This window comes from Gilliamella sp. LMG 34362, assembly GCF_984569125.1.
Map to the genome: position 1 here is coordinate 1,197,124 of NZ_OZ474902.1, position 16,337 is coordinate 1,213,460.

At 32.0% G+C, this 16,337-nt stretch carries 10 protein-coding genes; 9 read left to right on the top strand and 1 reads right to left on the bottom strand.

All coding sequences use genetic code 11. From position 1 onward, the window contains the following. Positions 1–58: 58 nt before the first annotated feature. Positions 59–934, bottom strand: coding sequence for a tRNA-modifying protein YgfZ (gene ygfZ, locus AC5LWZ_RS05540; RefSeq protein ID WP_198199510.1), 876 nt, complete (start codon positions 932–934; stop codon positions 59–61). 316 nt (positions 935–1,250) lie between these two features. Between ygfZ and ilvI the strand changes: the two genes are divergently transcribed. The 9 genes from ilvI (at position 1,251) to AC5LWZ_RS05585 (ending at position 15,853) form a co-directional block, all read left to right on the top strand. Next, positions 1,251–2,969 carry an acetolactate synthase 3 large subunit gene (gene ilvI / locus AC5LWZ_RS05545; RefSeq protein ID WP_198221672.1) on the top strand — a complete coding sequence of 573 codons (1,719 nt, stop codon included), beginning with the start codon at positions 1,251–1,253 and terminating at the stop codon, positions 2,967–2,969. Continuing rightward, entirely contained in the window at positions 2,969–3,463 is a 495-nt protein-coding gene (gene ilvN / locus AC5LWZ_RS05550; RefSeq protein ID WP_198247026.1) for an acetolactate synthase small subunit, read from the top strand. The genes ilvI and ilvN overlap by 1 nt, the downstream gene beginning before the upstream one ends. A 153-nt stretch (positions 3,464–3,616) precedes the next feature. Beyond that, on the top strand, positions 3,617–5,788 hold the full coding sequence (locus tag AC5LWZ_RS05555) for an IgaA/UmoB family intracellular growth attenuator (protein WP_493464130.1): 2,172 nt from the start codon (positions 3,617–3,619) through the stop codon (positions 5,786–5,788). Between the two features lie 75 nt (positions 5,789–5,863). Beyond that, a complete protein-coding gene (locus AC5LWZ_RS05560; RefSeq protein WP_110448153.1) occupies positions 5,864–8,143 on the top strand; it encodes an IgaA/UmoB family intracellular growth attenuator in 2,280 nt (759 codons plus the stop codon). A 47-nt stretch (positions 8,144–8,190) separates the two neighbouring features. Then, positions 8,191–10,470, top strand: a complete 2,280-nt coding sequence (locus tag AC5LWZ_RS05565) for a hypothetical protein (protein WP_294911155.1) — start codon at positions 8,191–8,193, stop codon at positions 10,468–10,470. A gap of 202 nt (positions 10,471–10,672) precedes the next feature. Further along, the gene (gene pyrG, locus AC5LWZ_RS05570) at positions 10,673–12,310 is read left to right on the top strand and encodes a glutamine hydrolyzing CTP synthase (RefSeq protein WP_086364110.1); all 1,638 of its coding nucleotides are present in this window, start codon (positions 10,673–10,675) and stop codon (positions 12,308–12,310) included. Positions 12,311–12,358: 48 nt separating this feature from the next. Beyond that, complete coding sequence (gene eno / locus AC5LWZ_RS05575) at positions 12,359–13,660, top strand: phosphopyruvate hydratase (protein ID WP_110448150.1); 1,302 nt, start codon at positions 12,359–12,361, stop codon at positions 13,658–13,660. Positions 13,661–13,899: 239 nt separating this feature from the next. After that, entirely contained in the window at positions 13,900–14,844 is a 945-nt protein-coding gene (locus tag AC5LWZ_RS05580; RefSeq protein ID WP_493464131.1) for a VirK/YbjX family protein, read from the top strand. 100 nt (positions 14,845–14,944) lie between these two features. Then, positions 14,945–15,853, top strand: a complete 909-nt coding sequence (locus tag AC5LWZ_RS05585) for a LysO family transporter (protein ID WP_493464132.1) — start codon at positions 14,945–14,947, stop codon at positions 15,851–15,853. Positions 15,854–16,337: the final 484 nt, after the last annotated feature.

Consider the following 16,337-nt stretch of genomic DNA (forward strand, 5'->3'; position numbering starts at 1 on the left):
TTTCAATCAGCTGGAATAGATTTATTCCAGCTTAATTAATATTATTGGTTCAGAACCATTAGAAATTTAACAGACTATCTGATTGGCCCTTAACACGGAAGTTTGTTTCAATATCAATGCCATTGGCTAACACTACTTGTACATAGATTTCATCATCTTCGTCAAGTTTTAATGCAGCTAATACTTGGCCACCTTCTCGCCAATTACCGTCAAGTTCATATTCAAGTTTGTCACCAATTATTGGCAAAGCCTTGCTTTTTCCAACTAACAGATAAAGTCCACGATTATTTGCGCCTCGAAATTGTGCTCTAGCTACCATCTCTTGTCCACAATAACAGCCTTTATCAAAACTGATAGCATTATAATGCTGTAAGTTACAAGCTTGTGGTAAAAGACTTTCAATATTTGGTTCATCAATAATCGCATAACCAGCTTCTAAATCAAGTTTTAACCAATGATCTGCAGTTTGTGAGTCGGTTGGTAATGGTTCATTCGAGACTTTTATCAGCCGCATTTCAGGTAATGGGATTTTGATATAAGTTATATCATCTTTGGTAATGCAACTATTGTCACCAAGCTCCGCAATAATTGATTGTTCAATGGCATTATTTTCTAAGCCAATTAGATTAAGATCTACAACGGGTTCAATTGTCACTTTTGAAAAAACGGCATATTTTTTTAGAGCAGCAATTTGTTTTTCAGCAACCGTCTTACGCACAATATAAAAAATATCTGCTCCTCGTTGAAATAATATTAAATTACTCCACATCCGTCCTTTTGCATCACAATGTGCTGCAAATAATGCTGTATGTTCATTAAGATGATTAATATCAGCAGTCACTTGTCCTTGTAAAAATGTACGATTGTCAGTACCTGATACTTTGACTAATTGCCAATCAGATAGGGAAGTTGGTTTACAATAAGAATTGTTCATTAAAAACACCTTTTTAATATAAAGGACTCTAGTACAAAATGACTAGCATAAGTCATGCATAAAAAAACAAACAAAAAATAATAATAAATAACTCTTAATAATCATAAGGATATCATTTATCATCAATTAAAAATTGACATTAATCCAATTAAAATCGATTAATAGAATATTTACAAGTTATTTCTTTCAAAAATGAGGCCTAGTATCCAAAAATAATAAGTATACCGCACATATTATTGACTTTATTGATTTTCTGTATTAGTTCATGCAAAATAAATTAAAAATGACAAATTAGTTATAAATGGAGGCAACAACCATGGCAAAACTGTCAGGCGCAGAAATGGTCATTCAGTCACTGATTGATCAGGGAGTTAAGCAGATATTTGGTTATCCAGGTGGTAGTGTTTTGGATATCTATGATGCAATTCATACCTTAGGTGGTATTGAACATATTTTAGTTCGTCACGAGCAAGCTGCAGTACATATGGCTGATGGTTATGCCAGAGCAACTGGTGATGTTGGTGTGGTACTTGTTACTTCAGGTCCAGGGGCAACTAATACTATTACAGGTATCGCAACGGCCTATATGGATTCCGTGCCAATGGTAATTTTATCTGGCCAAGTAGCGAGTAATTTAATTGGTAATGATGCCTTCCAAGAGTGTGATATGGTTGGAATTTCGCGCCCAATTGTCAAACATAGTTTTTTAATTAAAGATAGTAAAGATATTCCAGAAACAATCAAAAAAGCGTTTTATATTGCCTCTACTGGGCGCCCTGGACCAGTTGTTATTGATTTGCCGAAGGATATTGTTAATCCAGCTAACAAATATAATTATAATTATCCAAAATCAGTGACAATGCGATCTTATAATCCAACGACACAAGGGCATAAAGGGCAAATTAAAAAAGCCTTAACTACTTTATTAGCAGCTAAAAAACCTGTGTTATATATTGGTGGTGGGGTAATTAGTGCTGACGCTAGTAATGTGGTTAAATCACTAGCTGATAAACTCAATCTACCGGTGACTTCAACATTAATGGGCATTAGTGCTTTTCCCGGAACCGATAAAAAATATTTAGGCATGATTGGTATGCATGGTGTCTATGAAGCCAATATGGCAATGCATAATGCTGATGTTATTTTTGCTATTGGTGCTCGTTTTGACGATAGAACGACCAACAATATTGAAAAATATTGTCCAAAAGCCAAAATTATTCATATTGATATTGATCCAACGTCTATATCGAAAACCGTATCGGCAACTATTCCAGTGGTTGGTGATGCAAAACAAGTTGTTGAAACAATGTTAACACAACTTAAAGATCTTAGTGTTCAACGTGATCTAGATGCATTAGTTGATTGGTGGAAACAGATTGAACATTGGCGAGCTCGTAAATGCCTTGCTTATAGTCATGAAGGTGAAAGTATTAAGCCACAAGAAGCCATTGAGGTTTTATATAAATTAACTAAAGGTGATGCTTATATTGCAACCGATGTCGGACAACATCAAATGTTTACTGCACTTTACTACCCATTTGATAAACCTCGTCACTTTATTACTTCTGGCGGTCTTGGCACTATGGGCTTTGGTTTACCTGCTGCATTGGGAGTTAAATTAGCATTTCCTAAAAAACATGTAGTTTGCGTAACCGGTGATGGTAGTATTCAGATGAATATTCAAGAGCTTTCAACTGCTTTGCAATATGGTTTACCTGTTATCGTTTTAAATCTTAACAACCGTTTTTTAGGCATGGTTAAACAATGGCAAGATATGATATATGCTGGCCGTCATTCATCATCTTATATGGAATCATTACCTGATTTTGCCAAAATTGCCGAAGCTTATGGTCATGTTGGTATGGTGATTAATAAACGAGAAGATCTGGAACCTAAACTGAAAAAAGCGCTTTCGATAAAAGATCGTTTAGTTTTTATTGATGTCATGACTGATGCGACAGAACATGTTTATCCAATGCAAATTCGCGGTGGTGCAATGAATGAGATGTGGCTTAGTAAAACGGAGAGAACCTAATGCGTTATATATTATCAATTTTAACTGAAAATGAACCAGGTGCATTGTCACGAATTATTGGTTTATTTTCACAGCGTGGGTTTAATATTGAATCCATTACTACAGCACAAACTGAAGATCCAACAATGAGTCGAATGACAATTCAAACATCTGGTGATGAACATGTGCTCGAACAGATCCAAAAGCAACTACATAAATTAGTTAATGTTTATCGTGTTAATGATCTCACTGAAGGTCCACACGTTGAACGAGAAATCATGCTAGTTAAAGTTGTAGCTAAAAATTCTGATGCACGTGATGAAGTTAAACGTTGTGCTGATATCTTTAGAGGTTCGATTGTTGATGTGACAGCAACTCATTATATTGTCCAATTATCAGGTACTAGTGAAAAATTAGAGTCATTCTTAGCTTCAATTCGTGAAACCTGCAATATAGTTGAAATTGTTCGTTCAGGGATCATTGGTTTATCTCGCAGCGAAAAAACGGTTAAATAAATGATCTTCTAAATAAAATAAAAGGCGCATTAAGCGCCTTTTTTTAAATATATAATAATATTAAATAAATTTTGAAAAAATATTGGATAAATATCAAACAAATGATATAGTTGTCGATTTTTTAACATTCGCGATATTATAGGGAAATAAAGAATGTTGGATGCATTATTTTGGATCGTGATGATATTTAATATCTTCTCCGGTGTAATTGTGTTTGCATTTATACTCATTTTCATTTTTGGTTACTTTGCTGTAAGACGTGATCGCAAAAATCTTAAAAAAAATAAGAAAAAAATAAAAGATTTTATTGCAAAACGTGAGTCATATAGAGATTTAACTAATGAAGAATTAAAACTATTAGAACCTTTTACAAGCCATAAAATATCTGTTCGACCTTATAAACTCCAACCGTTAATTGATTGCAAAGTATCGATAATAAAAGGTGCTTGTATTCGTAATATGGTAATCACCGAAGACAACAAAAATCGTTATTACTATGAAATTAATAATATCAATCTTTTCTTTCCGTATGATTTAGATATGTATCTTTCAAAATATAATGTTGTTGAAGTTGTTTTTACGAACACATATGCATATGTAGTTAATGTCAACAATTGTGGTATTCAGTTTGCTTTTGACAATTATGATCCTAATAGAATAAAAACGACTAATGTTCCAAAATCAGAGACAGCTCCTAAGAATGCTGATTTCGCTTCAGTAAATAATGACGTAAAAGTTGATTATAAAACTTTGTCTACACGTGAAGAAACACCATTGGAATTAAAATCTCGCAATCTAAGCAACTATGGCATATTAACTTCATTTTGTTTATTATTTGCAACTATTCTTTTTATTCGTGAATGGTTAGCTGAAAATGATCAAATATTATCTACTCTGATCAAAATTATAATATGTTTTGTTGTAGCTGTATTTTTTGCTTTGCATAAATCTAAGCTAAAATCAAAACCACAACAAGTGAAAACCATTAAGGTTAATACTTTCAATAAAAATTCTAAATCTCACACCTTAATTGTCGATCATAAAACGAATATAGGTTATCCAAAGTATTGGTCACGTTTTCTACCTGAAGTATCAAAAACAACCACCGAAATGGACATCAGAGGTAATATTAATACATTACTGCGTTGTGGGAATATTTTATCAATTCATCGGGAAGTACAACAATTCGGACCACCAAAATTTGTTTTTCGCAATAACGCTTTATTTTTTCTAGGGTTAATATTGGCAATCGTCTTCTATATTTTTTCTAATCCAATTAACAATAGTTTTTTAGCTTATCGATATTACAGCCATCAATTACAAAATTGGCAAATCAATGATTTAACCAGCTTAAATAATAGTGATATTAAGCGAGGGGATCTTATTAACATCTCTATCAACGGTACTTCATGTGATATTAAAGAGAGAAATAAAAATATTGACACTAAATGTCATCACTTGGCTATCAAGGATAAGCCACTGGGAAATGAGGATAATCAATTTATGCTTTTGTTTAATACTATAAACAAAGTATTTGATGAAAAATTCATTGATGCAGTGATAGATCCAAATACGCTCCGAATGCTAGTTTATAAAGGTGAATCTTATTTAAGTTTGAAAAATATGGGACAGATGGTTATTGATATTGATAAAATTTGTAACATCCTTGAAATTGAATGTGAAACGGTTAAATATAAATTAATTCAATTATATACTAATAAAGGAAATTATGATGAAACAGAATGGACTAAATTAGTTACTGAAGCTGAACTTAATCCAAATTTTTCAAAATCAATAGAAATATCAAAAATTAAAGAATTTATCCCTTATATTGATAAGATTAAAAAAGATATTTTATATGAATTGAAAAATGTTGTTTATAATTATCAATTTAATGGCTTAGGAGTTGAAATTGTATTAATAGAAAATAGTTATATTCAAATAGCTCAATCAGATAGTATTGAAAATGCATCTTCTAAGGAAGATTTGAAATTATCATTAGATTATTACTATAAAATTTTAACTAATGAAGCTAATGCAAATGATGCAATTAATTTGATTGGACTAGTAGGCGATATTAGCTATCGCGAAGATGGTAGCATTTCACAACTTAAGCTTAATGTTAAAGATTATTATAAGGTTGATTCAGAAAAACTATTTTCATTAACGTCGCCAGTTATTATTGATATTATTATGTTCATTATTATGGCAGCAGTAGCATTAATTAATGGGACCACACTACTTTATAAAATTATATTTAATCAACATCGTATTAAACTAATCACCAAATATTATTCGGATAGAGTAGTACATTACTATGGCTAGACATTAATAACGACAGGATTAAATTTTCATTTTTTGTTATAAAAATAATCAATAATTTCAGCTTGTGGAATAACAATGGATTTGTATTTAGTTTTTAAAATAGGTATTTTAATTTTTGGATTAATTAGTTGGTTTCTTTATAAAAGTGATCGTAGTATCAATAAGAACGTTTTAAATGATCATATAAGACAACGTGAACGAATAAGAGATTTAACCGATGAAGAACTAGAACTGTTACAACCCTTTCTAACTAGTAAATTAGCAGTTTATCCTTATAATTTTCAATCATCCTTGATTGATAACAAAGTATCGTATTTACTTGGTACTTGTACTCGTAAAAGTCTTTATAGCAACACAGAAGAAATCGCCTATTATTATGATGTCGATAATATTGAAATATTCTTTCCATATAATATGGATATGTATATTGATGGATCAAATATTTTTGAAGTTGTATTTACCAAACATTATGGGATCGTTATTAAAGTAAATGATTATGATATCAAAACAGCATTTGAAAATTATGATCCAAATGAGGAATATTTATTTAGAGATGTAAAGCAAACTAAATCTAAAGAAAAGATTTTTGACAATGAATTCTTTGAAGAACACAATACTACCCATCGTCAAGATGGTATTAATTCTTCTGATGTTGAATCACTCAGCATTTATAATGATAGTAAAAATCTAGATAATAATCAGGCTTATTTAGAAGCATCAAAAAATTACTATAAACTCCTCTATCAACGAGAAGAAACTCAATTTGAAGCTGCTATACGTCGTAAACATAGCCTTGGTTGGTTGACATCGCTTTGCTTAATTTTAGCTACGGTTCTCTTGATACGCTCATGGTTGGGAGAAAATGATCAGATATCTATTTTAATATTAATTTGTCTCGGCGCAGCTGCCTTTTTTGCTTGGTATAAACCTAAAGATTATTTAAACCCACAGCAAGTATCCGTCGTTAAAGCAAAAATTTATGATAAAGATCCTAACACTTGTTCCATAGAGGTAGGAAATCTCATGGTTTTAGAATATCCCAAGTATTGGTTAAATTTTATTCCTGAGACTTCAGATCTCGCGACTGAAATGGTTATCAGTAATGATAATAAAAAATTACTTCGCTATGGTCAGACTTTATCCATTAATAATGAAGTAGAGCAATTTGGACCACCAAAGCTAGTTTCAAGAAATAAGATTTTATTCGTGATTGGCGGAATTCTATCTGCTATTCTCTATTATTATACTGATCCAGTTAATAATGGTTATTTTGCTTATCAATATTACAGTCAACAATCTGAAAATCTGCAAATTAAAGATTTCACCACTTTAAAAAATAGTGATATCAAGCCGGGTGACATGGTGAATATCACCATCAATAATACGTCATGTGATGTCAATGATTTAAACGAAGACTATCAATGTCATAACTTCTTTATCAATAATGAACCAATGGCTTTGAAGGAAAATAATGTCATGGCCATCGAAGGTTCATTAAAACATATTTTTGATACAAAATTTGTTGATGACGTGGTCGATACAGAAATGTTGCGTTTTCAAAATGTACAAAGCCTATATGTTGATATGCTTAACCGCAGTTCAAATGATGGACGTTATGTTAAAAATTCATTTTCTAAAATAGAAAGTATTGGTCAAATGGTAATTGATATTGATAAGGTTTGTAAGATTTTACCGGTTAAAGAATGTGACAATGTCAAATACAATCTGACTCATTTGTTTGATACCAGTAGGAGCAAGGCAAATATTACATGGGATGATTTATTGACTGAGTCTACAAAAAATCCTGATTTTAGTGAAATAGTCGAAACCCGCAGAATGCATAGCCTCAAACAGGCGCTTGAACCATTTAAATCAGAACTTCAAAGTGAATTGGTGAATGTCATTTCTAAATATCAATCTGACAACGGTGTAAAAATTACATTAACCAATCAAAGCTATGTTGACATGGCTCCATTAGTAATGAGTAAATCGATGAGATTCGATGAAAATGGTTATATTAATTATTATTTTGCTATTTTAAACAATAATATCCCTGCGAATATTAATATCGTTGGTTCGGTTAGTGATATTCTTTATCACAAGGTTGAAAATTCTGATAGACATAATCTTGAAACACAGAGTATTTCTGGTCTGAAAGTGAACGCAAATCATCATTATAATTTGGACGAAAATCAACAGTTATCATCAAATTTATTGATTATTATTAATGTTATTATGTTTGTCATGATGACTTTAATTGCTACGATTAATGCTGTAAAACTAGTTCAGAAAACGAGAATTAATCGAAATCGTTCTAAAGAAATTATTAAATATTATCAAGATAGGTTAATTTAGGTATTAATCTTTATTAAAAGGTCTTAAATTAAGAAGATATCAAGAGTATGTTAGCAAATATTATCTGTTTTATCGTTATTCCAGCTCTTGCTTTCTTGGTGCTACGCATAGGTATCTTGACCCAAAAAGAACTAGATAAACTTTCCCAAAAAAAGCAAGCCGAAATTGATCCTTTTATTCGTGAAAATGCTATTCGACAGTTAACTGAAGAAGAAATTCTTCTTCTTCAACCTTATCTTGATAATGAAGATCATATTCCTCCTCCTTATCAATGGCAAAGTTCATTAATCAATTATGATGTCATGAGAATTAAAGCGTATATTGAAAAAGATTATCCAGATAAACAAAATAATAATTACTATTACAAGATGGGTTATATACGGTTATTCTTTCCTTACAATATGTCTTACCGTATTTTAGGTCTTCGTGATAGTTTTGATAGCGAACTACCTAAAAATAAGTCTGACTATATCAATACCGCTGAAGTTGTGTTTACTAAAAGTTATGCCATTGTCGTTAAAATAAACACTTGTGAGTTATTGGAAGCAGGTCTAAATCTATCTGGTCGAAAAGAGGGGCAAATTGAAGATTATTGGCAGACCGGCAATTTGAAACCTATTGGTTTGAGTAGCGCTGAAAAGTCAAATGAAACCATTACCCAACTTCTAACAGAAGAATCAGAAAAGACACCGCCTTTTGAGATTGTTAACAAAAGAGAAAAAAATCAATTTGAAATTGCAATGGAAGACCAAAGTAACTCCGGAAAATTAATGATTTTTTTGTTTGTATTAGGTGTGATGGGGTTATTGGTTTTAGAGCATTTTCAATCGCTATTGTTGGCATTTTTCTCAATCATATGCTTTATATTAGCTATGATAGTATCGCATATAAAACGAGAAATACCTACTGAATATGTCAACCATATCAAAGCGCAAAAATTGGGTATTGAATCATACTTTTATGTTAACACTCCCGAACACTGGAGAATGTTCATATCAAATAAAAGTGAAACTCCAATTGATATGGAGGTTGACATTAATTCTCGAAAATTACTCAGTTATGGCGGCTATTTATCAATAAGTGAAGAAGTGGAAAATTATGGTGCACCAAAATTTATCAAGCATAATGTTAAATTGGCTATTACAGGATTAATATTGGTTGTATTAATTTACTATTTTACCAATGCCGGTGAAAAATTTGATTTTAGCTATCAGCAATTAACCTCACAAGCCACTATTTGGAACATTGATGATAAAACTAACTTAAAGAAAATAGCCATTCAATTTATGGATCGGGTTAATCTCGATTTATCAAGTGTCTCGTGTGATATTCAAAATGAAAATGAAGATCATTCTCAATGTAATAAAATATTTGTTAATACCAATCCAATAGGCAGTACAAAACTTAATCTTTTTTCTTCATGGCCTCAATCAACACAAGCGATTTATGATAGCAATATTTTAAGAATGACAAAAGATTCAGAAGTTATTGTAATGACTGCGTTAGCCAACAAATATTTAAATCAGCGTTTAGAGAATGACTCCAAATATAGGAATAATCCAAAATACAAACAATACACGAAAAACAAAAATATAGTTGAATTGATAAAAATCTATAATATTGAGACAGCTATTCCAACCTTTGATGACAGTTGTAAACATCTAAACCTTGAACCTTGTGACCAAATTAAAAACAGTCTAGCCAATTTACTGTCAGAGATAAGTGGTGTTGATTTAAACAATTGGTCTGACGTGGTGGCTTATGCGAAATCGCATTACAACATTCAAAAAATAGTAAATTTAAACTCGGCGCAAAATATTGTCCAACTAATTGCTCAATATCGAAAAAATATTCTTAAACATTTTATCTTTGATGCTAAAGAAAAAGTAGCAATGCTGCAAAATGATGAAAATAACCTTAGTTTACAATTTACTAAATTGATCCCACTCTATGATAAAAATTATAATTACAAATATAATAATGAAATTTTCAAAGAACAACTTGATTATTATAATGGTATTTTAATGGGAAATAATGCTAACTTAAAAATTACAGGTGTAGTCACTAATGTGAGTTACCATAATGGAACAGTTTCAAAACTAACTATTTCAACAGATCCTATCTATAGTATTGATAAAAATCAGTTGTTTTCATTTTTATCACCGATTTTGATCAACAATTTTGTGTTTCTATTTGTTATCTTAATCACCTTAATTAATTGTACTTTGTTTATTTGGAAAAAAGCTGCCAATCAATTACGACTTGAAAAAATTATTTCTAATTATAGTGATAAAATTTTAAAAAACCATTCAATGGTTGGGGATTAATATTAGATAGGTTACTGAAATAATAGATACCAAATTAGTAGGCGAAGAGAGTAACTTATCGATTAAACATAATTATTCAATTGTGAGCTAAGCCATATTCTGTTATACTATTTTCCCGTCTGATTCATCATATATTGCATTAGTTTTTATGGTTTAAACTTATGTTATATTGTTCAACTAAATTAATAATGGTCTGGTATTAATGGTCACGAATTATATTTTTGTAACAGGCGGTGTCGTTTCTTCTTTAGGTAAAGGCATTGCCGCAGCATCTTTAGCTGCAATTTTAGAAGCCCGCAATTTAAAAGTCACCATGCTAAAACTTGATCCCTACATCAATGTCGATCCGGGAACAATGAGTCCAATTCAACATGGTGAAGTTTTTGTGACTGAAGACGGTGCCGAAACCGATCTTGATTTGGGGCATTATGAGCGTTTTATTCGCACCAAAATGAGCCGAAAAAACAATTTTACCACTGGACGTATTTATTCTGATGTTTTGCGAAAAGAACGTCGTGGTGATTATTTAGGCGCAACAGTTCAAGTTATCCCTCATATTACTAATGCGATTAAAGATCGTGTTATTGATGGTGCAAAAGGTTACGATGTCGCTATCGTTGAAGTTGGTGGTACTGTTGGTGATATTGAATCATTACCATTTTTGGAAGCTATTCGTCAATTAGCGGTAGATGTTGGTCGTGAACATACTTTGTTTATGCATTTAACTTTAGTTCCTTATCTTGCATCATCTGGTGAAGTTAAAACTAAACCAACGCAACACTCAGTGAAAGAGTTATTATCAATTGGTATTCAACCGGATGTCTTAATTTGTCGTTCAGATCGCATTATTCCAGCCAATGAAAGAGCTAAAATTGCGCTATTTTGTAATGTGCCTGAGCGTGCGGTGATTTCACTTAAAGATGTTGATTCTATTTATAAGATCCCTGCATTATTAAAATCACAAAATTTAGATACTTTTGTTTGCAATCGCTTCCATCTTGAATGTAAAGAAGCGGATCTATCTGAATGGGAACAAGTGATTTATGAAGAAGCCAACCCAGTTGGTGAAGTGACCATTGGTATGGTTGGTAAATATATTGCGTTACCTGATGCTTATAAATCAGTTAATGAAGCATTAAAACATGGTGGTTTAAAGAATCGTTTAACTGTACATATTCGTTATATTGATTCAGAAGATCTTGAATCACGAGGCACTGAATTATTACAAGATTTAGATGCAATATTAATTCCTGGTGGCTTTGGCTATCGTGGAGTTGAAGGTAAAATTATGGCTGCACGTTATGCTCGTGAAAACAAGATCCCTTACTTAGGTATTTGTCTTGGTTTACAAGTAGCATTAATTGAATATGCTCGTAATGTTGCCGGCATCAAAGATGCTAATTCAACAGAGTTTGTTAAAGATTGCGCAAACCCAGTAATCGCATTAATTACTGAATGGAGCGATGAATCAGGAAAAGTGGTTCAGCGCAGTGAAGATAGTGATCTAGGTGGTACTATGCGTTTAGGTTCACAAATTTGTCATTTAGAGCCTAATTCATTAGTTGCAGGTATGTACAAAAAAGAATCGATTACCGAACGTCATCGCCATCGTTATGAAGTTAACAACAATTTATTACCAGAAGTGGTTAAAGCTGGATTAAAAGTAACAGGATTATCAACTGATAAAAAACTAGTAGAAATCATTGAAATTCCTGATCATCCATGGTTTGTTGCGTGTCAATTCCATCCGGAATTCACTTCAACACCACGTGATGGACATCCATTATTTAGTAGTTTTATTAAAGCTGCCAAAGATCATCAAGATCAGCAGCAAAAATAGTTTATATTTACATTATAGTTACATATCTGTCATATAGAGGAAAATAACATGGCAAAAATCGTTAAAGTACATGGTCGTGAAGTCATCGACTCTCGTGGTAACCCAACTGTTGAAGCTGAAGTTCATTTAGAAGGTGGTTTCGTTGGTCTTGCAATCGTTCCATCAGGAGCATCAACAGGTTCACGTGAAGCATTAGAACTTCGTGATGGTGACAAATCTCGCTTTTTAGGTAAAGGCGTACTTAAAGCTGTTGAAAACGTAAATGGCCCAATTGCTAAAGCAGTTGTTGGTAAAGATGCGTTAGATCAAGCAGCTATCGACCAAGTCATGCTTGACTTAGACGGTACTGATTTCAAATCAAACTTAGGTGCTAACTCAATTCTAGCTGTATCTTTAGCTACAGCTAAAGCTGCAGCTGCAGCTAAAGGCGTACCACTTTATCAACATATCGCTGATCTTAATGGTACTCCAGGTCAATACTCTATGCCATTACCAATGATGAACATCATCAATGGTGGTGAACACGCTGATAATAACATCGACTTACAAGAATTTATGATTCAACCAGTTGGTGCTAAAACTGTTCGTGAAGCAATCCGTATGGGTTCTGAAGTATTCCACAACTTAGCAAAAGTTCTTCATGATAAAGGTATGAACACTGCTGTTGGTGATGAAGGTGGTTTTGCTCCTAACTTAGGTTCAAATGCTGAAGCATTAGCTTGCATCAAAGAAGCAGTTGAAAAAGCTGGTTATGTATTAGGTAAAGACATTACTTTAGCGATGGACTGTGCAGCTTCTGAATTCTATAACAAAGAAACAGGTAAATACGTATTAAAAGGTGAAGGTAATAAAGAGTTCACTGCTCAAGAATTTACTCACTATCTAGAAGGTTTAACTGAACAATATCCAATCGTATCTATCGAAGATGGTTTAGACGAAAGCGATTGGGAAGGTTGGGCATACCAAACTAAAGCATTAGGTGACAAAATTCAATTAGTTGGTGATGATCTATTTGTAACTAACACTAAAATCTTCAAACAAGGTATCGAGAAAGGTATCGCTAACTCAATCCTAGTTAAAGTTAACCAAATTGGTACTTTAACTGAATCTATCGCAGCTGTTAAAATGGCCAAAGATGCGGGTTATACTGCGGTTATCTCTCACCGTTCAGGTGAAACTGAAGATTCAACTATTGCTGATTTAGCTGTTGGTTTAGCTGCTGGTCAAATCAAAACTGGTTCAATGAGCCGTTCTGACCGTGTTGCTAAATACAACCAATTAATCCGTATTGAAGAAGCTTTAGGTTCAAAAGCACCATTTAACGGTTTAAAGGAAGTTAAAGGTCAATAATTCGTTTTTATAAACGATGTTATTTAATAAAACGGTGACTTAGTTCACCGTTTTTTATTGCTTAAGCGATGACATAACACCATAAGGGTTGCGTTGCTTTGGGTTGTGTTGTACTCTTAGGCACTTACGTTGAAATGGTGCCTTAAATTTGAAAATAATCATAAATATCTAATTGATAATTTATAATTTAACCACATATAACTCTTTTATATTAACCAATACGAATACTTTTTCTGCTTATGAATAATATTACGAATATGTCCCAGCCTAAAAGTAAATGGCAACTTTTTAACTGGCTTTGTTCAGGTAAATTACCACTTAACGAATTATGGCTTAAACCGACTTATCGTTATAAATTTTTTTTTCGAACTCTATTTTTAAGTCCTATTACGCTTAAACTATTAGACAAATTAAGACAATACAAGTTACTTGGTTACTATTTATCATGCCAAACTAATTTACCTTGTAAACTACAACGACCTTATTTAGCTTCATGTTTGAGCCAACAAGAACGGTACGAGGCATTAGCTTATCATTATGATTTTTTAGCTAATCGTCCTGATAGCATGACAAAAGCCTTCTATAACTTAGATATTCCCTTTGAATTAGCCAGTATTAGGGCAAAAAATGACGCCAATATAAAAATTGCGATTCAAGCACGTAATAAATATGCTCGGGAAGGGGAACTCAGCCTCTATTTTTATGACAATGATGGCATTGACTTAGCGACGTTAACTTTTACTATCGCGCAATATCAACAAAAGTCGACACTTTTTATTTCCGGCTTACAAGGAACAGGGCATCATGAAGCTCGAACCCGAGTACAACAGGCAACAAAACAGTGCTATGGGCTTTTTCCTAAACGTATTGCAGTTGAGGCTGCGTTAATTATTGCTGGTTATTTTCAACTTGAACAAATTATTGCGGTGGGCAATAAAACTCATGTCTACAACAACTGGCGTTATAATAGCCGACAAGAAAGGATCTTATCGGATTATGATGATTTTTGGTTAACTATTGATGGTAAGCAAGATTCAAGATCGTTATTTATATTGCCAAACCAGATTAACCGCAAATCACTGGAAGAGGTTGCCAGTAAAAAGCGTTCTGAGTATCGCAATCGTTATGCATTATTAGATGAGCTCAAGAACAATATTGAAACACAATTAGCATCATTAACATAATCTTTTAATCTATCGCTTGCATTATATTGCAAGCGATCTTAAACAAGACCCAAATCTATCTGATACTTTTAATATAAAAATGATAATTAAGGAATGAAATATGTATTTTGGTATTCTTATTGCTTTAGTACCGTTATGTTTAGGTTATTTGATTAAATTCAAAGAGCAAAAGTGGATAACCAAGATTAATCAGATCTTAAGTTGGATGGTCTATTTTATATTATTTATAATGGGAACCGAACTAGCTCATTTAGATAATCTCGCTGCAAATTTAAAAATTATCTTATTTTATACTGGTATTATTTTTATCTGTACTTTTGGCGGTAATTTTATTTTTTTAGCTATTGTTGATCTTTTTTTACCATGGCGTACTTCACATAGTAATGCAACTTATCAATCACGATTTAAAATGATCTTGGAATCTTTGCGGGTCTGTATTGCATTGATAGCAGGATTTGTTGCAGGACTTTTTCCACTGTTTATTTGGCAATATAGTGAAGATATTACCAAAGTGGTTTTAGTATTTTTACTATTACTTATTGGTATTCAGTTGCGTAGTAATAATATTTCGTTAAAACAGATTTTATTGAATAAAGTGGGTATTGCTAATACCATTATTGTCATTCTAAGTACCTTTTTAGGTGGTATTATTGCCGCCTTCATATTGGCACAACCAGTGCGAGTAGGGTTGGCAATGTCATCAGGATTTGGTTGGTATTCCTTATCGGGAATATTAATGACCGAAGCTCATGGTCCAATCATTGGTAGTGCTACTTTCTTAAATGACATTCTACGAGAATTATGTGCCATTATCTTAATTCCTACCTTAATCAAACGATATAAACTTACAGCACTAGGTTTATGTGGTGCAACCTCAATGGATTTTACCTTACCTATGCTACAAAAAGGAGCAGGGGTTAGTATTGTACCACCAGCAATCGTTCAAGGTTTTTTATTAACGTTAATAATGCCAATATTTATGACTCTATTTAATTCTGGCTTATTTTAAATTTTCTATCTAAATTTAACTGACTAAGTTAATAAATAATAAATAGTTTATTGTAGACTACCATTGTAACTATATGATTATGTAAATTTATAACAGTAATTGATTAGTTATAATAAAAAATCTATGCGAATCAGTGGTTAAAACTTGCCATATATATTTTTTTATAAATTAGCAAAAACTTTTACTCAGACTTTCATCAATAAACCAACAATTGTTAATTTTACTTTACATATCTTGACAAAATTTAACATTACAAAATTTGATATAACTAACGGTTTAAACTATACTTTTATCAAAAAATTATTTATTTTTTAATATAAAACAATACTTTAATTTTAAATAAATTGATGTGTCTTACTGGCTAGTTGTTCTGTAATTAACCATAAATGAAGATTATTTAACTGATTAATTTTTCAAGTGTTAGGAATATATTTATCTCAGCATCAACATTCATTTTTTTCTTTTAAAGTTTTATTTACTGTTA